This is a genomic window from Streptomyces sp. NPDC088157 (assembly GCF_044741545.1).
Lineage (GTDB): Bacteria > Actinomycetota > Actinomycetes > Streptomycetales > Streptomycetaceae > Streptomyces.
The window spans coordinates 1,241,608-1,264,001 of the sequence record NZ_JBIUSU010000001.1 but is presented as its reverse complement, the minus strand read 5'-3'; the positions used below and the strand labels follow the sequence as shown (position 1 = coordinate 1,264,001).

At 75.1% G+C, this 22,394-nt stretch carries 2 protein-coding genes; both read right to left on the bottom strand.

Annotated elements, in window-relative coordinates; translation table 11 throughout:
• Nucleotides 1-4 precede the first annotated feature (4 nt).
• Nucleotides 5-11,548 carry a type I polyketide synthase gene (locus tag ACIPFH_RS05240; RefSeq protein ID WP_401823215.1) on the bottom strand — a complete coding sequence of 3,848 codons (11,544 nt, stop codon included), beginning with the start codon at nucleotides 11,546-11,548 and terminating at the stop codon, nucleotides 5-7.
• Nucleotides 11,548-22,344, bottom strand: coding sequence for an SDR family NAD(P)-dependent oxidoreductase (locus ACIPFH_RS05235; protein ID WP_401823770.1), 10,797 nt, complete (start codon nucleotides 22,342-22,344; stop codon nucleotides 11,548-11,550). Before ACIPFH_RS05235 ends, ACIPFH_RS05240 begins: the two co-directional genes overlap by 1 nt.
• Nucleotides 22,345-22,394 lie beyond the last annotated feature (50 nt).

Here is a 22,394-nt window from a genome sequence, read left to right as displayed (position 1 = left end):
TCGTTCACTCCTTTTCATGGGATGCCATCCGGCGGTCGAGCCAGTCATGGACGGCCTGTGCGGTGGAACCGGCGTGCTCCTCGAGCATCGAGAAGTGGTCGCCGGGGGTCTCCTGGACGGTGCCTGCCGTCGCTGCGGCGCGGGGCACCGCCGTGGCGCCCGGCAGGGATTCCGCGGCGCCAAGGAAGAGGGTGGGAGTCGCGAGGCCGTCCGACCGCCACCCCTCGAACACCCTCAGGTAGGCGCCCATCGCGGTCAGGGAGTGGTCGTCCGCGGCCGACACCTCACCGTGCCGGGCGAACAGCCCCTCGGTCAGCGCGGTGGCCATGCGGTCGGTCGTCTCGTCCTGGAGGTAGGTGTCGAGCAACACCACCGCCCGGGGCGCCCGGCCCGCGCGCTCCAGCGCGGCGGCGACGGCGTGGGCGATCCACCCGCCGGACGAGTAGCCGACGAGGGCAATCGGCGCGCCCTCGGCGTACCGGTGCACCGCCTCGGTCTGTGCCGCGACGACGGCGCCGAGGTCGGCGGGCAGCCGCTCGCCCGGCAGGAAGCCGGGCTGCGGGAGGGCCAGCACGTCGCGCCGCCCGCGCAACGCCGCGGCGAACCGGGCGTACTGGTGCGGCCCGGAGAGCGCGACCACGGCGGGGAAGCAGATCAGCGCCGGCCGTGCCGGGCCGCCGGCCAGCCGTACCGGCCGCGGGCGCTCCTCCCCCAGTTCGTCGGTCTCGGCGAACGACGGCAGGAACCGGGAGGCCATCCGCAGCAGTTCGATCCCTTCCATCGTCCGACCCGCCGACCGCGCCCGCCGGAACAGCGCGCCGACCCCGTCCGCGGCCGCAACCGGTGCCTCGGGCCCCGGCGTTCGGCCGGGAGCCGCGGCGTCGAGTTCTGTCCGCAGGTGCCGGAGCAGGGTCGCGAACGTCGGGTGGTCGAAGGCGACGGTGGCCGACAGCCGCAGACCGGTGATCGCGTCCAGCCGGTTGCGCAGCTCCACCGCGGTGAGCGAGTCGATGCCCAGCTCGGGGAAGGAGGTGTCCTCGTCGATCGCGTCGGACGAGGGGAAGCCAAGCACTCCGGCGACGGCGGCACGGACGAGCGAAGGCAGGTCGGACTTCCCCTCGCCCTCGGGGAGTCCGGCGGCGGGTTCGGTGTGTCGGGGGGCGGTGACAGGCGTGGTGGGAGTGGCCGCGCCCGGCGACAGGCTCCGCAGCAGGCGGGGCAGGGACGGGCCGTCGGAGGCCGCGCGTAGTCGGGCGGGCTCCGTGGGCAACGGTACGAGAAGGGCGTCGTCCTCCCCGGCCGTGGAATGGGCCACCGCCGCGTCGAAGAGCTCAAGACCTCGCTCCGGCGTGAGCGCCACGACGCCCCCGTCCGCCGTACGGCGCAGTTCCGCGGCTCCGGCCATTCCGGTTCCGGGCCCGTCCTGCAGCGCCCAGGGTCCCCAGGCCAGCGACAGGCCGGCGAGCCCGCGGGCCCTGCGGTGCCGGGCCAGCGCGTCGAGGAATGTGTTGGCGGCGGCGTAGTTGGCCTGGCCCGGTGCGCCCAGAACTCCCGCTGCGGAGGAGAAGAGCACAAAGGCCGACAGATCAAGGTGCGCGGTGAGCTCGTGCAGATGCCATGCCGCATCGGCCTTGGCGCGCAGGACGCGGGCGAGCCGCTCCGGGCTCAGGGAGGTCACCACTCCGTCGTCCAGCAGACCGGCGCAGTGCACGACGGCGGTGAGCGGGTGGGCATCCGGGACAGCGGCGATCACGGCGGCCAGTGCGGCGCGGTCGCCGACGTCGCACCCGGCGGTCGTCGCCGTTGCGCCCAGCCGCTCGATTCCGGCGACCAGGTCCGTCAGGCGCGGGTCGTGGGCGGTGCGGCCGACGAGCAGCACGCGCCGTACGCCGTGCTCGGCGACCAGGTGCCGGGCGGTCAAACCGCCGAGCGCGCCTGCCGCGCCGGTGATCAGCACGGTCCCCTCGGGGCGGAACACCGCGCCCGGGCCGGGGACAGGGATGGCGGCGGACCGCCCGGCGGGGGCCAGCCGGGGCACCAGCACCTCGCCCTTTCTGACGGCCGTCTGCTCCTCGTTCGAGGCGATCGCCTCCGGCAGCGACCGCCAGGAGGCGTCCTCGCCGTCCACGTCCACCAGGGCGAACCGGCCGGGGTGCTCGGAGATCGCCGACCTCAGCAGGCCCCACAGCGGCGCCCGTGCCGGATCCGGCACGTCCTCGCCCGGGGACGCGGCCACCGCACCGCTCGTCACGACGATCAGCCGCGACGTGTCGTACCGCGGATCACCGATCCACGAGCGCACCAGGGCGAGGGCCTCCCGGGCGGCGCGGACAGCGGCCCCGGGGACATCGCCCGTGCTCCGCCCCAGGAAGGGCGCGAGCACCTGATGAGGGATGGACTCGCCCTCGGAATGGGAAAGTCCGGAGAGGACCACGACCCGTCCGCCCCGCGCACGCAGGGCTTCGGCCAAAGGCGAGTCCGTGGAGCCGAGTACGGTCCAGGCCGTGTCCACCGCCGACTCGGGGTGTTCCGCAGCGGCGTGCCGCGGCCAGTCGACGCGCAGCAGGGAGCGGTTCCGGGCGGCCGGCAGGGGCCGCAGGGCCAGGGAGGCCGCGGAGGCCACGGGAGCTCCGTCGGAATCGGCCAGGTCCAGGGCGACCGCGCCGTCGGCGAGGGAACGTATCCGTACGCGCAGGCTCCGCGCACGGGCGCCGACGCCGGTGCCGGCGCCGTGGAGCCTGATGTCGCTCCAGGAGAAGGGCAGTTCGGGGCGGTCGAGCTGTCGCGGCCCGCCGTGCGCGAGGGCGTGCAGAGCCGCGTCGAGCAGGGCAGGGTGGAGGCGGTAGCGGTGCTCAGCAGCCTCCGGTTCGGGCAGTGCCGCCTCGGCGAAGATCTCCCCGTCCCGACGCCAGAGCGCACGCAGTCCGCGGAACGCCGGCCCGTAGGCGAGTCCGGCCTCCGCCAGCCGCTCGTACCCGTGCGCGAGGTCCACCGGCAGCGCCGCCGCCGGGGGCCAGGCGGCAGCCCAGGCGGTGTCGCCGGGACCGACGTCCTTGCCCGGGCCGGCCGCGGTGAGGGTGCCAGTGGCGTGCCGAGTCCATTCCTCCCCGGACAGAGCCTCCGAGGGCCGGGCGAACACGCTGAACGTCCGCCGTCCGGCCGTGTCCTGCTCCCGCACGGAAAGCCTGAGGAGGACCCGGCCCCGGTCCGGTACGGGGAGCGGCGACTCCAGGACGAGGTCGGCCACGACCGGGAGCCCCAGCTCCGCGCCCGCGCTCAGGGCCAGCTCCACGAACACGGAACCCGGCAGGATGGCGGCGCCGCCGACCCGGTGCTCGGTGAGCCACGGAAGCGCGCGGGCGTCCAGCTCGCCGGTGAACACCGCGCCTTCCAGGTCCGGCGCGGAGACCGGCGGGGCCAGCAGCGGGTGCTCCTGCGGCCGGCCCCGCGGTGCGGGCGCTGCGGCGTCGAGCCAGTACCGGCGGCGCTGGAAGGCGTAGGTCGGCAGCTCCACCGGGCGGGTGGATACGGCCCGGAGCCCTGCCGCCCAGTCCACCGCCACCCCGCGGACATGGAGTTCCGCGACACCGCAGACGTACGCTTCCGGCTCGGGCCTGCCGGGCCGCAACAGGGGGACGACGGCGCGGTCGCGGTCCGCGAGGCAGTCCTGCGCGAGCGCCGTGAGGGTGGCGTCCGGGCCGAGTTCGACGAAGGTGGTCACGCCGTCGCTCTCCAGCCGGGCGACGGCGTCCTGGAACCGCACCGCGTGGCGGAGCTGGCGGGTCCAGTACTCCGGCGAGCAGAGCTCACCGGGCGCCGTCGGCCCGCCGGTGAGCGTCGAGACGACGGGTATCCGCGGCTCGTGGAAGGCCAGTCCTTCGGCGACCCGCCGGAACGCGTCGAGCATGGGATCCATGTGCGGCGAGTGGAAGGCGTGGCCGACCCGCAGCCGCCGGGCCCGGTGACCGTCCGTCGCGAGACGCGCGATCAGGACGTCGACGGCGTCCACGTCGCCGGAGACGACGACCGACGCCGGCCCGTTCACGGCGGCGAGGACGACCCCGTCCGTGAGCCGGGACAGGACCTCCTCCTGCGGGGCCCGTACGGCAGCCATCACCCCGCCCGGGGGCAGTTCCTGCATCAGACGGCCGCGCGCCGCCACGAGCGCGGCCGCGTCGGCGAGGTCGAGGACACCCGCGGCGTGGGCCGCCGCGAGCTCCCCGACGGAGTGACCGGCCAGGACGTCGGGGCGCACGCCCCACTCCCCCAGCCGGTTCAGCAGCGCCACCTGGAAGGCGAACAGCGCGGGTTGGGTGTACGCGGTGCGGTCGAGAAACGCCGCGTCGGCGGTCCCGGGCTCGGCGAGGATCACCTCCATCAGCGGCCGGCCGAGCAGCGGGTCGAAGGGGGCGCAGGACTGGGCCAGCGCCTGCGCGAACGCGCTGTCGGCGGCGACCAGTTCGCGGCCCATGCCGGCCCGCTGACTGCCCTGCCCGCTGAACAGGAAGGCGACCTTGCCCGCGCTGGCGCGCCCGGCCGGACCGTCGAAGGGGGCGTCAGTGGTGCTCTGCGCGAGGCGGGCCAGGCGGCTCACGAGGCCTTCGCGGTCGTCGGCCACGAGGGCCGCGCGGTGGGGGAACGAGGGACGGGTGGTGGCCAGGCTCCACGCGATGTCCTCGGCCGCGGTGTCCGGCCGTTCCCGTACGTGGTCGAGGAGGCGGCGGGCCTGGGCCCGCAGCGCTTCAGGGGTCTTGGCGGACAGCAGCCATGCCGCGGGCAGGCCGCCGGGTTCGGCCGACGCGGCAGCGGGCGACTGGGCGGCAGCGGGCGCGAGGGCGGCCTTCACCGACGCGGCAGGCTGGTCCGGGGCCTGCTCGACGATGACGTGCGCGTTGGTCCCGCTGATGCCGAACGAGGACACCCCGGCCCGCCGCGGTGCGCCGGTGACCGGCCACGGGACGGGCTCGGTCAGCAGCCGTACCGCGCCCGCCGACCAGTCGACGTGCGGTGAGGGACTGTCCACGTGCAGGGTCCGGGGCAGGACTCCGTGCCGCATGGCCTGCACCATCTTGATGACGCCGCCGACCCCTGCCGCCGCCTGGGCGTGCCCGATGTTCGACTTCAGCGAGCCGAGCCACAGCGGGCGGTCCTCCGCGCGCTCCTGACCGTAGGTGGCCAGCAGGGCCTGCGCCTCGATCGGATCACCCAGCGTGGTGCCGGTGCCGTGCGCCTCGACGGCGTCGATCTGGGCGGCCGTCAGTCCGGCACCGCCGAGCGCCTGCCGGATCACGCGCTGCTGTGCGGGACCGCTGGGGGCGGTCAGCCCGTTGCTGGCCCCGTCCTGGTTGATCGCGCTGCCCCGCACCACGGCCAGAACGGGATGGCCGTTGCGGCGCGCGTCCGAAAGCCGCTCGACCAGGAGCACGCCCACGCCCTCGCCCCAGCCGGTGCCGTCGGCGCCTGCCGCGAACGACTTGCACCGCCCGTCGGGAGACAGCCCGCGCTGTCGGCTGAACTCGACGAACGGCCCAGGGGTGGACATCACGGTCGCCCCGCCGGCCAGGGCCAGCGAGCACTCCCCCGAGCGGAGGGCCTGGGCGGCGAGGTGCAGCGCCACCAGTGACGACGAGCAGGCGGTGTCGACGGTCACCGCGGGGCCTTCGAGCCCCAGGGCGTAGGCCACCCGGCCGGAGGCGACACTGCCCGCCGTGCCCGCGCCGAGATAGCCCTCGACGTCCTCGGGGGCGTCCTTCGCCCACGAACCGTAGTCGTGGTACATCACGCCGGCGAACACCCCGGTCTCGCTGCCGCGCATCGACACCGGATCGATCCCGGCCCGTTCGAACGCCTCCCACGACACCTCGAGGAGCAGCCGCTGCTGCGGGTCCATCGCCAGGGCCTCGCGCGGGCTGATCCCGAAGAATCCCGGGTCGAAGCCTGCGGCGTCCTCGAGGAATCCGCCGTGCCGGGTGTAGAACGTCCCGCGCCCGGCGCCCTCGGGGTCGTACAGGCCGTTGATGTCCCAGCCCCGGTCGCGGGGCATCTCGGTGATGGCGTCGCGGCCCGAACGGACCAGCTCCCAGAGGTCGTCGGGCGAGGTGACGCCGCCGGGATAGCGGCAGGCCATGGCGACGATGGCGAAGGGCTCGTCGGCGGTGCCGGCGTCCCGTACGGGCGGCTGCGCCGGGGTGGCGGTGTCGCTGAGCAGCGCACGCAGCCGCCCGGCGAGTTCGGCCGGCGTCGGATGGTCGAACACCAGGGTGGTCGGCAGCCGCAGGCCGAGGGCGGCCCCCAGGCGGTTGCGCAGTTCGATCGCCGCGAGCGAGTCGAAGCCGAGCTGGGAGAAGGAGTGGTCGTGGGGGACGTCCCCGGCGTCGCGGTGTCCCAGGATCGCGGCGGCCTCGTCCCGTACCAGCGTCGTGAGTTCCCGCAGCTGTTCGGCCTCCGGGAGCGCGGCCATCCTCTGGGCGGGCGAAAGCGGGCCTGTCGCGGTGCGGGACTCGGCGCGGCGTCGCCGCCGTGCGGGCGGCACGAGACCGCGCAGCAGGGCCGGTGCGGTGTCGCCGCGGAGCCGGCGCGGGTCGAGGTGGAGAGGCGCCGTCACGGGCTCGGTCCGGGCGATCGCGGCGTCGAGGAGGGCCAGGCCCTCGTCGGCCGGGATCGGCCGCATGCCGAGGGCGGCCAGTCGGCGCTGGGCGGGTCCGTCGACTCCCGCGACCATGCCCGACGTCCCTTCCCACAGGCCCCAGGCCAGTGAGTGGGCGGGCAGTCCGCGGTGGCGGCGGTGTGCGGCCAGGGCGTCCAGGAACCCGTTCGCCGCGGCGTAGTTGGCCTGGCCGGGGGCGCCGAGGAGTCCGGCCGCCGAGGAGAACAGGACGAAGGCGGACAGGTCGAGGTGAGCGGTGAGCTCGTGCAGATGCCATGCCGCGTCGGACTTCGGCCGCATCACCCGGTCCAGGCGTTCGGGGGTGAGCGCGTCGAGGACGCCGTCGTCCAGGACGCCCGCCGCGTGGACGACGGCCGTCAGCGGCCGCCCGGCCGGAACGGAGTCGAGGAGACGTTCCAGGGCGGCCCGGTCCGCCACGTCACAGGCGACCAGGTCGACCTGCGCGCCCGAGGCGCGGAGCCCTTCGGCAAGTTCGCGGGCCCCCTCGGCCTCGGGACCGCGGCGGCCGGCCAGCAGCAGACCACGCACTCCGTGGCGCTCGACCAGGTGCCGCGCGAGGAGCGCGCCGAGCGCGCCGGTTCCACCGGTGATCAGCACGGTGCCCTCGGCGTCGAACAGGGGGGCGCCCGACGGCTCGGTCACGCCGTCCGCGGTGTCGGTCCGCCGGGCCGGTACATCGGTACGGGCCAGGCGCGGCACCAGCAGTCGGCCCCCGCGCAGCGCGATGTCGGGCTCCCCGCATCGCAGAACAGCGGGCAGGTGGGTCGCCCAGGTGTCGGGGTCGTCGGTGTCGACGAGGGTGATCCGCCCCGGGTGTTCGGACTGCGCCGTGCGCAGCAGCCCCCGGACGGCGGCGCGTGGCAGGTCGCCGAGGTCCTCGTCCGGTCCGGTGGCCGCCGCGGCATGCGTGACCACGACGAGGTGGGCGGCGGCGAACGTGTCGTCGGACAGCCAGTTCCGTACGAGCCGCAGGGCTTGGGCTGTGGAGTGCCGGGCCGCGGCACCTACGTCCTGCCCGCTCTCCCCGTCCGGGTCGAGGAGCGGGACGACCACGACCTCGGGTGCTGCCGCGCCGTCGGCGACCGCGGCGGCGAGGGCCGCCATGTCCGGGTGGCCGCCGGGGCCGTTCCCGCCGAGCACCACGGGCGGCGCGATGCCGAGCGGCGTGGCCGCCTCGGCGTCCGCCGGTTCCCTCCATACGAGGTGGAGCAGTGGCTCCTTGGGCGCGTCCGCCGCCGCGAGCTGTCCGGCGGGCCGCAGCAGCAGCGCGTCCACGAAGCCGACCGGCCGGCCCGCTCCGTCCGCGAGTTCGAGGGCCACTGTGTCCGGCCCGGCGGGCGCCAGCCGTACACGCAGCATCGTCGCACCCGAGGCGTACAGCGACACACCGTGCCAGGCGAAGGGCAGACTCGGGGCACCGGTGGTGTCGGGTATGCCGAGGCCGAGGGTGTGCAGGGCGGCGTCCAGCAGAGCCGGGTGCAGTCCGAACGACCGTGCGGCGACGTGCTGTTCACCATCCAGGGCGACCTCGGCGAAGAGTTCGTCGCCGCGCCGCCAAGCGGCTCGCAGGCCCTGGAAGGCCGGACCGTACCGCAGTCCGGCGGCGCTGAGCCGGTCGTACACACCGTCCGGGTCGAGGGGGCGCGCGTCGGCCGGCGGCCAGGAGGCGAGGGCACCGGTCGGGGCCGGCGCGGGTGCCGCGGTGGACACCGTCCCGGTGGCGTGCCGCACCCATGGCTGTCCGGGGAGGGCGTCCTCGGGCCGCGCGTGGATCTCGACCGGCCGGTGTCCGTCGGCGTCCGGCGCTCCCACCCTGATCTGGAGCACCACTGCGCCGTCGGCGGGTAGCGTCAGCGGCGCTGTGAGGGTGAGTTCTTCGAGGTGCTCGCATCCGGCCTGCTCACCGGCGCGCAGGGCCAGTTCGAGGAAGGCCGTGCCGGGCAGCAGGACGGACCGGCCGACGGCGTGGTCGGCCAGCCACGGATGGGTGGCGAGCGACAGCCGTCCGGTGAACAGGAACTCCTCGGAGTCCGCGAGAAGGACGCTCGCTCCGAGCAGCGGATGGTCGGGGAAGCCGAGACCGGCGGGCGAGACGTCCAGGGGACCTTGGGCGGGGGCCTCCAGCCAGTGGCGCCGCTTCTGGAAGGCGTAGTGCGGGAGCCCGACGCGCGCCGCGCCCGTGCCCCGGAAGAACGCCGCCCAGTCGACGGGCACACCGCGCGCGTGAAGCCCGGCGACGGCCGCCGTGACGGCGTCCGGCTCGGGCCGTCCCGCACGCTGGGCCGCGAGCGCGGCCGAGGTGCCGGGGTTGACGTTCTCCTCGGCGAGGGCGGCGAGCACCGCGTCCGGGCCGATTTCGAGGAAGGTGCGGACTCCTTCGGACTCCAGCCGCCGTATCGCGTCGGCGAACAGGACCGGTCGGCGGGCGTTGCGCACCCAGTACTCGGGTGAGCAGAGCTCCGTCTCGTCGGCGGGCTTCCCGGTGACCGTGGAGAGGAATCCGATGCGCGGCGGTCGGAGTTCCAGGCCGGCCGCGACCTTACGGAGCTCGTCGAGCATGGGGTCCACGTGGGCCGAGTGGGAGGCGTAACCGACCTGCAGCCGACGGGTCTTGGCGCCCTTCGCGGCGAAGTGCCCGGCGAGGGCGAGCACGGCCGCCTCGTCGCCGGAGAGGACGACGGCGGCGGGGCCGTTGACGGCCGCGATCTCGACCCCCTGAGTGAGCAGCGGCAGCACCTCGTCCGCCGGGGCGGCGACCGCCACCATCGCCCCACCGTCCGGGAGTTCCTGGGTCAGCCGTCCGCGCGCGGCAACGAGTGCGCAGGCGTCGGCGAGCGAGAGCACGCCGGCGGCATGGGCGGCCGCCAGTTCGCCGCCCGAGTGGCCCAGGACGTAGTCGGGGGTGACTCCCCAGGAGGCGAACAGGCGGTAGAGCGCGACCTCGACGGCGAACAGGGCGGGCTGGGCGAGCGCCTGCCCGGAAAGCGGGTCGGCGTCGTGCGCGTCGACGGCTACGTCGCCGGGCCGGCCCCGCTCGCCGAAGAGCACCGGCAGCAGGGGACGCTCGAGGTGGCGGTCCAGTTCGGCGCAGACGGCGTCGAGGGCCTCCGCGAAGGCGGGGTGGACGGCGTACAGATCCTTGCCCAAAGGGCGTTGGCTGCCTCCGCCGGTGAACATCACCGCGAGTGCGCCGGGGGCCGCCCGGCCGCGCAGCAGCCCGGCCGGGGCGCCGCCGCCCGCGAAAGTGTCCAGGTCGCGCACCATCGTCCGCCGGTCGTTCCCCAGCAGCACGGCCCGGTGCTCCAGGGCGGTGCGGGTGGTGAGCAGGGAGTATCCGACGTCGACGAGGCCGGGTGCCGGGTCGCGGCGCAGTTGCGCCGCGAGGGCCCCGGCCTGCGCGCGCAGCGCCTCCTGCGAGGTGCCTGTCAGCGCCCACAGCGCCGGTACGCCGTCGGCCGGCGCGACGGGGCGGTCCTGAGTCTCCTTCTCGTCCAAGGGCGGTTCCTCGATGACGGCGTGCGCGTTGGTGCCGCTGAATCCGAACGAGGAGATCCCGGCGCGCCGGGGTGTGTCGCCGCGTTGCCACGGCCGTGGCCGGGCGAGCAGTTCGACGGCCCCGGCGGACCAGTCGACGTGTGGGGTGGGCCGGTCGACATGGAGGGTGCGCGGAAGCACGCCGTGCCGCATGGCCAGCACCATCTTCATGACGCCGCCGACGCCGGCCGCGGCCTGGGTGTGTCCGGTGTTCGACTTGAGCGAGCCGAGCCACAGTGGGCGGTCCTGCGCGCGACCCCGGCCGTAGGTGGCGAGCAGCGCCTGGGCCTCGATCGGATCGCCCAGGGTGGTGCCCGTGCCGTGGGCCTCGACCGCGTCGACCTCGTCCGGGCGCAGGCCCGCGTCCGCCAGAGCCTGGTGGATCACCCGCTGCTGCGAGGGCCCGTTGGGAGCGGTCAGTCCGTTGCTGGCGCCGTCGGAGTTCACCGCCGAGCCGCGCAGGACGGCGAGCACCGTGTGGCCGTTGCGGCGGGCGTCGGAGAGCCGTTCGAGCAGCAGCATGCCGGCGCCCTCGGCCCAGCCGGTGCCGTCGGCGGCGCCGGAGAAGGACTTGCACCGGCCGTCCGGTGCCAGTCCCTCCTGTCGGCTGAAGTCCACGAACGGCAGTGGGGACGCCATGACGGTGGCTCCGCCCGCGAGGGCGAGCGTGCACTCCTGCCCGCGCAGCGCCCCGGCGGCCAGATGCAGGGCGACCAGGGAGGAGGAGCAGGCGGTGTCGATGGTGACCGCCGGACCCTCCAGGCCGAAGGTGTAGGCCACCCGGCCGGAGGCGATGCTGCCCGAGTTGCCGGTGCCGAGGTAGCCCATGACCTCCTCGGGCAACTCGCGCAGCCGGGCGGCGTAGTCGTGGTACATGATCCCCGCGTACACGCCGGTCCTGGTGCCGCGCAGGGTCGCCGGGTCGATGCCCGCGTCCTCGAAGGCCTCCCAGGCCGTCTCCAGGAGGAGACGCTGCTGGGGGTCCATCGCGGTGGCCTCACGGGGGCTGATGCCGAACGGGCCCGGATCGAAGTCGGCCACGTCGTGGAGGAATCCGCCCTCGTGCGTGCTGCTGGTTCTCGAGGCGTCGGCGTTCGGCCCGAGCAGTGCCGCCATGTCCCAGCCTCGGTCGGTCGGGAAGTCGGAGACGGCGTCGCGGCCGGTGGCGACGAGCTGCCAGAGATCGTCGGGGGTGCGCACCCCGCCGGGGTAGCGGCAGGCCATGCCGATGATCGCGACGGGTTCGTGGGCCGCGTCCTCGGTCTCCTGCAACCGTTTGCGGGTCTGTCGAAGCTCGGCGGTGAGCCGCTTGAGGGAGGTGAGTATCTTCTCGTCGGTGCCCGTCATCAGGCGTTCCCCAGTTCCTCGTCGATGATGGCGAGCAGTTCGCCGATGTCGGCGGAGTCAAGTGCGTCGGTCTCGCCGTCTCCCGGCTCCTGCGCCGCGCCGGCCGGCTCGCCGGCCCCCGCCGTCCGCCCGGTCGCGGTGCTGTCGAGGGCGCCGAGCAGTTCGCGCAGCCGCAACCGCAGCCGGCCTGCGGTGTCCGGGTCGTCGGCCAGCTCGGGCAGGGCGTCCTGCAGCCGGTCGAGTTCCGCCAGTACGGTCCGGCCCACCGGCGGCCTCGCCGGCAGGAGGCGGCCTTTGAGGTGCGCGGCGAGCGCGGCCGGCGTGGGATGGTCGAAGACCAGCGTGGCCGGCAGGCGCATCCCGGTGGCGCTGTCGAGCCGTCCCCTGATCTCGACCGCGGCGAGCGAGTCGAGTCCGGACTCGGTGAAGGCCCGGTCCGGGGCGATGGCGTGCGGCGAGCTGTGCCCGAGCACGGTGGCGGCCTGGGCGCGGACCAGGTCGAGCAGGATCCGGTCCCGCTCGGCGTCGTCCAGGGGCAGCAGGCGGTCCGCCAGCGGGCGTGCGGGGCCTGCCGGGGTGGTCGCCGGGGTGCCGGCCGACTCGATGTCCGTCCGGCCGGGGGCAGGCGTCGGCAGGGACGCGACCAGGCCGCGCAGGACCGGTGGAAAGCCCGGGTCCGCTCCGCGCGGTTGGAGGACGGCGAGATCGAAGCGGGCGGGTACGAGCAACGGTTCCGGCCGGTTCAGCGCGGCGTCGAGCAGGGCCAGACCGGCGTCCGCCTCGATCGCCCCGAACCCGGCGCGGACGATACGGGCGCGTTCGGCCTCGGTCAGGCCGCCCGCCATGCCCTTCTCGTCCTGGCTCCACAGGCCCCACGCCAGCGACGTCGCGGGCAGTCCGGCCGCCGCGCGGTGCTGGGCCAGGCCGTCGAGGAAGCTGTTGGCGGCGGCATAGGCGGCCTGGCCCGCGGAGCCGAGCACCCCCGAGGCGGAGGAGAACAGGACGAAGGCCGCCAGATCCTGCCCCTGGGTCAGTTCGTGCAGGTGCCAGGCCGCGGTGGCCTTGGGGCCGAGGACGCCCGCCAGCCGCTCGGGCGACAGGGTCCCCAGCACGCCGTCGTCGAGCACGCCCGCGGCATGGACGACGGCGGTGAGAGGGCGGTCCTTCGGGACGGTCGCGAGGAGTCGGCCGAGCGCGGCCCGGTCCGCGACGTCGCAGGCGGCCACCTCCACCCGGGCGCCGAGCCCGCGGAGTTCGGCCGCCAGCTCCTTCGCTCCGGGAGCCGAGCGGCCGCCGCGGCTGGTCAGCAGCAGGCTCCGCACGCCGTGCCGCACGACGAGATGGCGCGCGACGAGCGCGCCGAGAGCACCCGTACCGCCGGTGATCAGGACGGTCCCCTCCGGATCGAACCCACGGACGGCGGCAGCCTCCCCGCCCGAATCGGGTGTGCCGGACGAGGCGGGCAGGCCGGACGAGCCGTGCTCGGCGGCCGACGACCGGTCGTCGTCGACACGGGCCAGCCGGGGCACGGCGGCCAGGCCGTCGCGGAGGGCCAGTTGGGACTCGCCCGTGGCGAGGGCCGCGGGCAGGGCACGCCAGGACGCGTCGCCTCCGTCCACGTCGGCCAGCACGATCCGCCCGGGGTACTCGGCCTGGGCGGCGCGCCCGATGCCCCACACAGCGGACTGTGCCGGGTTGGGCAGCTCCTCGCCCAGGGAGCAGGCCACGGCCCGGCTGGTCACGAGGACCAGGCGGGCGTTCCCCTCCCCGGCGGGGTCCCGGGCGAGCCATTCCCGCACCGCCGCCAGCACCCGTGTCGTCGCGGTCAGGGCGGCGTCGGGGGCCGGCATCCCGTCGACCCGTACGGGTACGAGTACGAACGCGGCGTCGTTCTTGTCCGTGGCCCGCGTGGCCGCCCCGGCGAGCTCGGCCGGAGCCGTCGCCTCACCGTGCCAGCGCGTCACGGGCGGCTGCCCGTCGAGGCGCACAGGCAGAGCTGTCCAGTCGAGCCGGTACAGAGCGGCCTGCCCGCCGGGCCGGGAGAGTTCGAGGTCGCGCGCGGTGGCACGACGGGCCATCAGGCGCCCTACGGTGGCCACCGGGTCGCCGCTGCCGTCGGCCACGTCCATCGTGACGGCGTTCTCACCGGCGGGTGCTGTCCGTACCCGCAGCACCGTGGCCGCCGCCGCGTGGACGCGGACCCCGGTCCAGGAGAACGGCACCGCCGCGGCCGCCCCGGAGGCCAGTCCGTCCATCGCCGCCGGGTGCTGGGCCGCATCCCACAGCGCCGGGTGCACCGCGAACCCGGCCGTGTCCGTGCCTTCGGGCAGCGCGACCTCGGCGTGGAGCACCTCGCCGTCACGCCACACACCGCGTACGCCCCGGAAGAGGGCTCCGTAGCGGACGCCGGTCGCGGCGAACCTCTCGTACAGGTCCTCGACCGGGACGGGACGCGCGTCGGGCGGGGGCCAGGCGCTCAGGTCGTGGCCGGGCTCCCGGATGTCCTCGCCCAGCTCGCCGCTCGCGTACCTGGTCCAGGGGGCCTCGTGCGTACTGTCGTGCGGGCGCCCGTACAGGTGCAGGATCCGGTCTCCGGACGGGCCGGGCTCGCCGACGAGGAGCTGGAGTTCCACCTCGTCGTCGGTGGTCAGGGCCAGCGGCGCGTGCAGGGTCAGCTCCCGGACCACAGGGCTGCCGACGGCTGCGGCAGCCTGCACGGCCAGCTCCAGGAAGAGGCTGCCGGGGACGACCGTCGCGCCGAACACCTCGTGCTCGACGAGCCACGGCAGCGCCGCCAGGGAGAGCCGGCCGGCGAGGAGGTGCCGGTCGCTGTCCCCCAGCCGTACGACGGGCCCCAGCACGGGGTGGGCGCCGAACACTCCTCCGGGGTGGGCGCCGGGACGCGGCAGACGCTGGGCGACGGCGCGCCGCGGCCAGTAGCGGCGTCGCTGGAAGGCGTACGTCGGCAGGTCCACACCACGCGCGCCACGTCCCGCGAACAGGGCGCGCCAGTCGACCGCGACGCCGTGGACGTGCAGGGCGGCGACGGTGTGCAGGGCGGTCGCCGTCTGCGGACGGCTCTTGCGCTGGGCCGCCACGAAGAGCCCTTCGCCGGTCAGGCAGTCGGCGGCCATCGGGCTCAGCGCACCGAGGGGGCCGACTTCGACGAAGACGTCGGCTCCCGCCTCGCCGAGGTGCCGGACCGCGTCCTCGAAGAGGACGGTGCCGCGGGCGTGCCGTACCCAGTGCCCGGGAGAGCACAGCTCCTCGGGCGTCGCCGTGCGCCCGGTGAGGGTGGAGACGAGCGGGACGCGCGGTGGGTGGTAGGTGAGTTTTTCGGCGAGCCGCTCGAACTCGGCCAGCATCGGGTCCATCAGGGGTGAGTGGAAGGCATGGCTGACGCGCAGCCAGGATGTGCGCCTGCCACGCTCCCCGAGCCGCTCCACGATCGCGGCCACGGCCTCCCGGTCTCCGGACAGGACGATCGCCCGCGGCCCGTTGACCGCGGCGACACCGACCCGCCCCGCGCCGTCGGCCTCGTCCGCCACGTCGGCCAGGAGCCCGGAGACCTCCTCGGCGTCGGCCTCGACCGCGGCCATCGCCCCTCCGTCGGGCAGAGCCTGCATCAACCTGCCCCGGGCGGAGACCAGTTCGGCTGCGTCGGCCAGCGAGAGCACACCGGCGACGTGAGCCGCCGCGATCTCCCCCACCGAGTGGCCTACGAGGAAGTCCGGCGTGATCCCCCAGGATGCGAGCAGCCGGTGCAGCGCCACCTCGAAGGCGAACAGCGCGGGCTGCGCGTATCCCGTCCGGTCAAGGGCGGCGGTCGTCTCCTCTGCGTCCTCGGCGAAGACGAGGGTGCGCAGCGGTCGGTCCAGATGTGGGTCGAGTGCGCTACAGGCGGCGTCGAAGGCTTCGGCGAATGCCGGGAAGACCGCGTGCAGTTCGCGCCCCATGCCGACTGCCTGGCTGCCCTGGCCCGCGAAGAGGAACGCCGTCCTGTGCCCTTCGCGCGCCTCCCCCCGGATCAGACCGGGAGCGTCCTCGCCTGCGGCGAGGGCGGTCAGCGCGGCGAGCGCCTCCGAGTGGTTCGCGCCCGTCACCACCGCACGGTGCCGCAGCGCGGCGCGCCTCGTGGCCAGCGACCATCCGACGTCCAGCGGCCGCGCGTCCGGCTCGGCCGCCAGGTGGTCGGCCAGTCGTGCCGCCTGCCCGCGCAGCGCGTCGGGGCTCTTGGCGGAGATCGGCAAGAGGACGGCGTCGGCGCCGTCCCGCTCTTCGCGCGTCGCGGGTACCGGCTCCGGCCCGGTGGCGGGGGGCTCTTCGACGACGATGTGCGCGTTGGTGCCGCTGATGCCGAACGAGGAGACGCCGCAGCGGCGCGGGCGGCCGCCGCGTGGCCACGGCCGGGACTCGGCAAGCAGCCGGACCGAGCCGTCGGCCCAGTCCACGTGTGGGCTCGGTTCGGTGAGGTGGAGGGTGCGGGGCAGCCTCTCGTGGCGCATCGCCTCGACCAGTTTGATGATGCCCGCGACTCCCGACGCGGCCTGGGTGTGACCGATGTTGGACTTGAGCGAGCCCAGCCACAGCGGGTCGGCGGGGGTGTGCCGGGCGCCGTAGGTGGCGAGCAGTGCCTGGGCCTCGATCGGGTCGCCCAGTCTGGTCCCCGTGCCGTGCGCCTCCACCGCGTCCACGTCGGCGGCGGTCAGCCCGGCATCGGCGAGGGCGTGCCGGATGACCTGCTCCTGGGCGGGACCGTTGGGAGCGGTCAGGCCGTTGCTGGCGCCGTCGGAGTTGATGGCCGAGCCGCGGACCAGCGCGAGGACGCGGTGCCGGTTGCGTCGGGCGTCGGACAGCCGCTCGACGAGCAGCACACCGACGCCCTCGCTCCAGCTGGTGCCGTCGGCGTCGGCGGAGAAGGAACGGCACCGGCCGCCCGGGGAGAGCACGCCCTGCCGGTTGAACTCGGTGAACAGCAACGGACTGGTCATCAGTGTGACGCCGCCGACGAGCGCCAGCGAGCAGTCGCCTCGGCGCAGCGCCTGGGCCGCCCAGTGCAGCGCCACCAGGGACGAGGAGCAGGCCGTGTCGACGGTCACGGCGGGGCCCCCGAGACCGAACGCGTACGCCAGCCGTCCGGAGAGCACACTGGCGGTGTTGCCCGTCCCGATGTACCCCTCCAGGTCGTCCTTGCCGGTGGCGAGCACCCGCGGGTAGTCCTGGCCGTTGGTGCCGACGAAGACGCCGATCCGGCCGTCGCCCGCCGACTCCGGGTCGACGCCGCCACGTTCGAACGCCTCCCAGGCGGTCTCCAGGAGCAGTCGCTGTTGCGGGTCCATCGCCAGGGCCTCGCGCGGGGAGATGCCGAAGAAGTCCGCGTCGAAGCCGGCGATGTCGTCGATGAAGCCGCCCTGGCGGGCGTAGGTCGTGCCGGGGCGGTCCCGGTCGGGGTGGAAGAGCTCCGCGAAGTTCCAGCCGCGGTCGGTGGGGAAGTCCGCGATGGCGTCGGTCTCGGAGTCGACCAGCTGCCAGAGCTGCTCAGGTGACCGTACGCCGCCGGGAAAGCGGCAGCTCATGGCGACGATGGCCAGCGGTTCGGCCGGGTCGTCACCGCCCGTCCGTGCGGGTCGGCCGGCACGGTCGCCGCCCGGCGACCGGGAGGCGTCGGCGGTGCGTGCCATGAGGTGGGTCGCGACGGCCCGGGGCGTGGGGTGGTCGAAGACGAGCGTCGTCGGCAGACGCATCCCGGTCGCGGTGTTCAGCCGGTTGCGCAGCTGTACGGCGGTGAGGGAGTCGAGGCCGAGGGCCTGGAACCGCTCGTCGGATCCGACGCTGCGGGCGTCGTCGTGGCCGAGGACCGCGGCGACCTGCGTCCGGACGAGATCGAGCACGAACTCCGGGCGTGCGGAGGGGCCGAGCTCCCTCGGCCGGGCCGCCGTCGTGGTGTCGGGGGCGGGATCGATCAGGCGGTTCGCGGCCAGCAGCCCGTCGGGCGAGGCGAGCGCGCGGTCCAGGAGGCCGGGGATCTCGCGGGGCGCGCCGTCCCACAGGACCGACACGCCTGGCAGACCGGCGGCGTTCCTGTCGCGGGCCAGGGCGGCGACGAAGGCCCCGGTGGCGGCGTCTCGGGCGTTCGGGCAGAGCGTCACGAAGACGGCCAGGTCCCGGTCGCGGGTCGCCCGGTCCAGGTGAAGGGCCGCGGCCGCCCCGTGAGGGGAGTCGGCGGTACCGGTGTGGATCACGGCGGTCAGCGGGTGGTCCGCGGTGAGGGAGTCGAGCAGCCGGGCGAGGGCCTCCGGTTCGGTGGGGTCCCAGTCGGCGAGGGTGACCGACGTACCGAGCGCGGCCAGCTCGTCGCGCAGCGTCGTGAGCTCTTCACAGGCCCCGTCCTGCGCGCCTGTCGCGTCGGCGACGAGCAGCAGGTGGCGTAGGCCGTACCGGGTGGCCAGGTGCCGGGCCGCGGCCGCGCCGACGGTGCTCGTCCCCCCGGTGATGAGCGCGGTGCCGTCGGGTGCCGGTCCGGAGGACATCCTGAGCACCGCCTGGCCGGCGTGGCGGGCGCGGGCGAGGAAGGCCAGCGCCTCGTGGGCGCGGCGGTGGTGCCAGGCGGGGGCGGACAGGGGCGGGAGCGTGCCGTCGGCGAACAGCGGGGCGAGTTCGGCCAGGGCGGCACGGATCCGGTCGGGCCCGGCGTCGGCGAGATCGGCCACCCGGTAGTGGACTCCGGGATGGTCGGCCGCGAGGCGGGCCGGGTCGGGGGGATCAGCCCGGCCGGTCTCCACGAACCGGCCGCCGCCCGTCAGCAGGCGCAGTGAGGCGTCGATGGACTCCCCCGCCAGGCAGTTGAGTACGACGTCGACGCCGCGGCCACCGGTGGCGTCGAACAGTTCGGCCGCGAACCCGGGTGAGGCCGAGGAGGCCAGGTCTCGTTCGGGAAGGCCGAGCGCCTGCAGGGCCCGCCAGTGGTCGGGGGTGTCGGTGGCGAGGATCCTCGCTCCCCGGTGACGGGCGAGGTGGACGGCGGCCAGGCCGGTGGATCCGCTCGCCGCGTGGACCAGCACGCTCTCACGGTCCTTCAACCCGCCTGCCACGAACAAGGCATGATGTGCCGTCAGATAACCGAGCGGCGTGGTCGCGGCCTCCGCGTGGGACCAGCCGACGGGCACGGGCAGGGCCATACGGCTGTCGGTGACCGCGACCGGACCGGCGGCGCCGTCCGGGAACACGCCCATCACCGCGTCGCCCACGGCGAAGCCGGTGGCCCGCGGCCCGGCCTCCAGGACCACCCCGGACGCCTCGATGCCGAGTGGGGTGCCCTCCGCACCGTGCGGGCCGAGACCGAGGCCGACGAGGGCGTCCGCGAAGTGGAGGCCCGTGGCCCGTACCGCCACCCGGATCTCGGCCGGGCCGAGCGTGCGCGACGCGGCGGGCGCGGGCACCACCGCGAGGGTGCTCAGGTCGCCGCGCTCGGTCACCGCGAGCCGCCAGGTCTCCGCGGCGGCTGCCGGGAGCGGGCCTGCGGTGTCCGCCAGAGGCGGGCGCGGGGCGAGGACCTTGCCGTCCCGTACGGCGAACCGGTCCACTCCGTCCGCCACGGCCGCGGCCACGAGGGCCGGTGCCCCCGCCGTGCCGTCGGTGTCCGCCAGGGCCAGCCGTCCGGGATGCCGTGCCTGTACGGAGGCGAGGGCGCCCCACACCGCCGCCGCTGCCGGGTCCGGCACCCGCTCGCCGCTCCAGGTGCTCACCGCGCCCCTGGTGACGACGACGAGGCGGTGGTCGGCGAACCTCTCGTCCTCCAGATGTTCTTCGACCTCGGCCAGGGTCCGTGCCACGCGTTCGAGTGCCTCGCCCGCGGGGCCGTCCCCGTCCTGCCGGGCGTCCGCCAGCACCGTCTGTCGGTCCTCGGCTCCCGGCGGCGGGTCCGGGAGGCGCCCCATCGGCTGCCAGTCGAGCGTGTACACCGCGAGCCAGTCGTCCGCGTGGGCGTGGCGAGCGAGCCCTGCCGGACCGGTCGGAGTGGCTGCCGGGGGCCCCGCGCTCTCCTCGTCCGCCGACAGCCAGTAGCGGGTGCGCTGGAAGGCATAGGTGGGCAGGGCGACGCGCCGTGCGTCGCCGAAGTACGTGTCCGCGTCCAGGCGTGCCCCGGCGGCGAGGGCTTCGGCCAGGGAGAGGGACAGGCGGCGTGGTGTCCCCTCGCCGCGGTGGAGCGAGCCGACGACGGCGGACTCGGCTCCGGCGTCCTCGATGGTCTCCTGGAGTGCCTGGGCGAGGACCGGGTGGGGGGTGCACTCGATGAACAGGTCGTATCCGTCCGCCAGCATGGCGCGGGTGGCCTCTTCGAAGCGCACCGGGTCGCGCAGGCTGCGGTACCAGAAGTCGCCCGACAGGAGCGTCGGCTCGACGAGGGCGCCGGTGGCCGACGAGTAGCAGGGAAGTCGGCCCGGTCCGGGTACCACGGGCGCCAGGGAGTCGGCGAGTTCCTCGCGCACGGCCTCGACCTGGGGCGAGTGGGAGGCGTAGTCGAGCGGCACCCGGCGCGCCCACACCCCGTCGGCGTCGAGGCGGGTCCGGAGGTCCTCAAGCGCCTCCAGAGGGCCGGCGACGACCACCGAGCGGGGGCCGTTGACCGCGGCGACCACCAGTGAGCCGTCCCAGGGTTCGAGCCGTTCGCGGGCCTCGGCGGCCGGCAGGGAGAGGGACAGCAGGCCACCCCGGCCGGCGATCGCCGCGAGTGCCCGGCCGCGCAGGGCGACCACGCGCGCCGCGTCCGGCAGGGAGAGCGCGCCGCAGACGGCCGCCGCGGCGATCTCGCCCTGCGAGTGGCCGACGACTCCGGAGATCTCGACTCCGAAGGACTCCCATACGGCAGCCAGCGCGACCATGACCGCCCACAGAGCCGGCTGGACGACGTCGGTGCGCCGGAGCGCGGGGGCGCACGGCACCCCGCGCAGCACCTCGGTCAGGGACCAGTCCACGAAGGGGGCGAGCGCTGCTGCGCACTCCTCGATCCGCCGGGCGAACACCGGGGAGGTGTCGAGCAGTTCGGTGGCCATCCCCGCCCACTGGGAGCCCGTACCCGGGAAGACGAGCGCCGCCTTGCCCGTTCCGGCGGTCCCCCGCACCAGCTGAGGTGCGGATGCGCCGGCCGCCAGCGCCTCGACACCGGCGAGAAGTTCAGTCGTGTCCTGGCCTACGACGACCGCACGATGGGCGAAGGCGGTACGTGTACGGGCCAGGGACCAGGCGACGTCCACGGGGTCCTGCCCGGGACGGCTCCGCAGGTGGCGGGAGAGGCGATCGGCCTGCCCGCCCAGGGCCTCGGGGCTCTTCGCGGACAGCAGCCACAGCGGGAGACCCGGGTGCGCGGGGCGTGGCCCTTCGGTGGCCCCGGGACGCACCGGTTCCGGTTCGGGTGTCTCCTCGGGGAGCTCGGGCGCCTCCTCGAGGAGTACGTGGGCGTTGGTTCCGCTGATTCCGAACGCCGACACCCCGGCCCGGCGCGGCTCGCCGGTGGAGGGCCAGGGCCGTGACTCGGTGAGCAGGCGCAGAGGGCCGGCCGCCCAGTCGACGTGCGGGCCGGCGGTCTCGGCGTGCAGGGTCGCGGGCAGTGTGGCGTGGCGCATCGCCATCACCGTCTTGATCACGCCGGCGACGCCGGCCGCGGCCTGGGTGTGGCCGATGTTGGACTTCAACGAGCCGAGCCACAGGGGCCGTCCGGCCGGCCTGCCCTCTCCGTACGCGGCCGCGAGCGCCTGTGCCTCGATGGGGTCACCGAGGCGGGTGCCGGTCCCGTGCGCCTCCACGGCATCGATCTGGCCGGGCATCAGACGGGCACTTTCCAGGGCCTGCGCGATGACATGGCGCTGGGCGGGGCCGTTGGGTGCGGTCAGGGCACTGCTGGCGCCGTCCTGGTTGACGGCGCTGCCGCGGACGACGGCCAGCACCGGATGCCCGTTGGCCCGGGCGGTGGAGAGCCGTTCCAGGAGGAGCAGCCCGGCCCCTTCGGACCAGCCGGTGCCGTCCGCCCCGGCGCCGAACGCCTTGCACCGTCCGTCGGGGGCAAGGCCCCGCTGACGGCTGAACGCGACGAAGGTGGCCGGGGTGGCCATCACCGACACGCCGCCCGCCAAGGCCAATTCGCAGTCTCCCTGGCGCAGCGCCTGAACCGCGAGATGCAGCGCGACCAGAGAGGAGGAGCAGGCGGTGTCGAGGGTGACCGCCGGACCTTCGAGACCGAAGGTGTATGCGAGACGTCCCGAGGCGATGCTGCCCGCGCTTCCGGTGCCGAGGTATCCCTCGGTGTCCTCGGAGGCGCGTCGGATGCGGCTGCCGTAGTCGTGGTACATGACTCCGGCGAAGACTCCGGTCCGGCTGCCGCGGATACGCTCGGCGGGAATCCCGGCCCTTTCGAAGGCCTCCCAGGCCACCTCGAGCAGCAGCCGCTGCTGCGGATCCATCGCCAGTGCCTCGCGCGGGCTGATCCCGAAGAAGGCCGGATCGAAGTCGGCGGCGTCTTCGAGGAATCCGCCGTGGCGGGTGTACGAGGTGCCCGCCCGGTCGGGGTCGGGGTCGTACAGAGCCTCGAGGTCCCAGCCGCGGTCGGTGGGGAACGTGGTGATGGCGTCCCGTCCCTCGGAGACCAGCCGCCAGAGGTCCTCCGGCGTCCGGATGCCCCCGGGCAGGCGGCAGCTCATCGCGACGACGGCGACGGGCTCGTGGGCGGTCTCCTCCACGTCGTTCAGGCGCCGGCGGGTTTCCTGCAGATCGGCTGTCATCCACCGGAGGTAGTCGACCAGCTTCTCGTCCTCGGCCATCGGGAACCAAACCCTCATTCGTTGTCGGACGC

Excerpts from the sequence above, each read along its gene's own strand:
- ACIPFH_RS05240 (WP_401823215.1), bottom strand. The coding sequence starts at position 11,548 with ATGACGGGCACCGACGAGAAGATACTCACCTCCCTCAAGCGGCTCACC.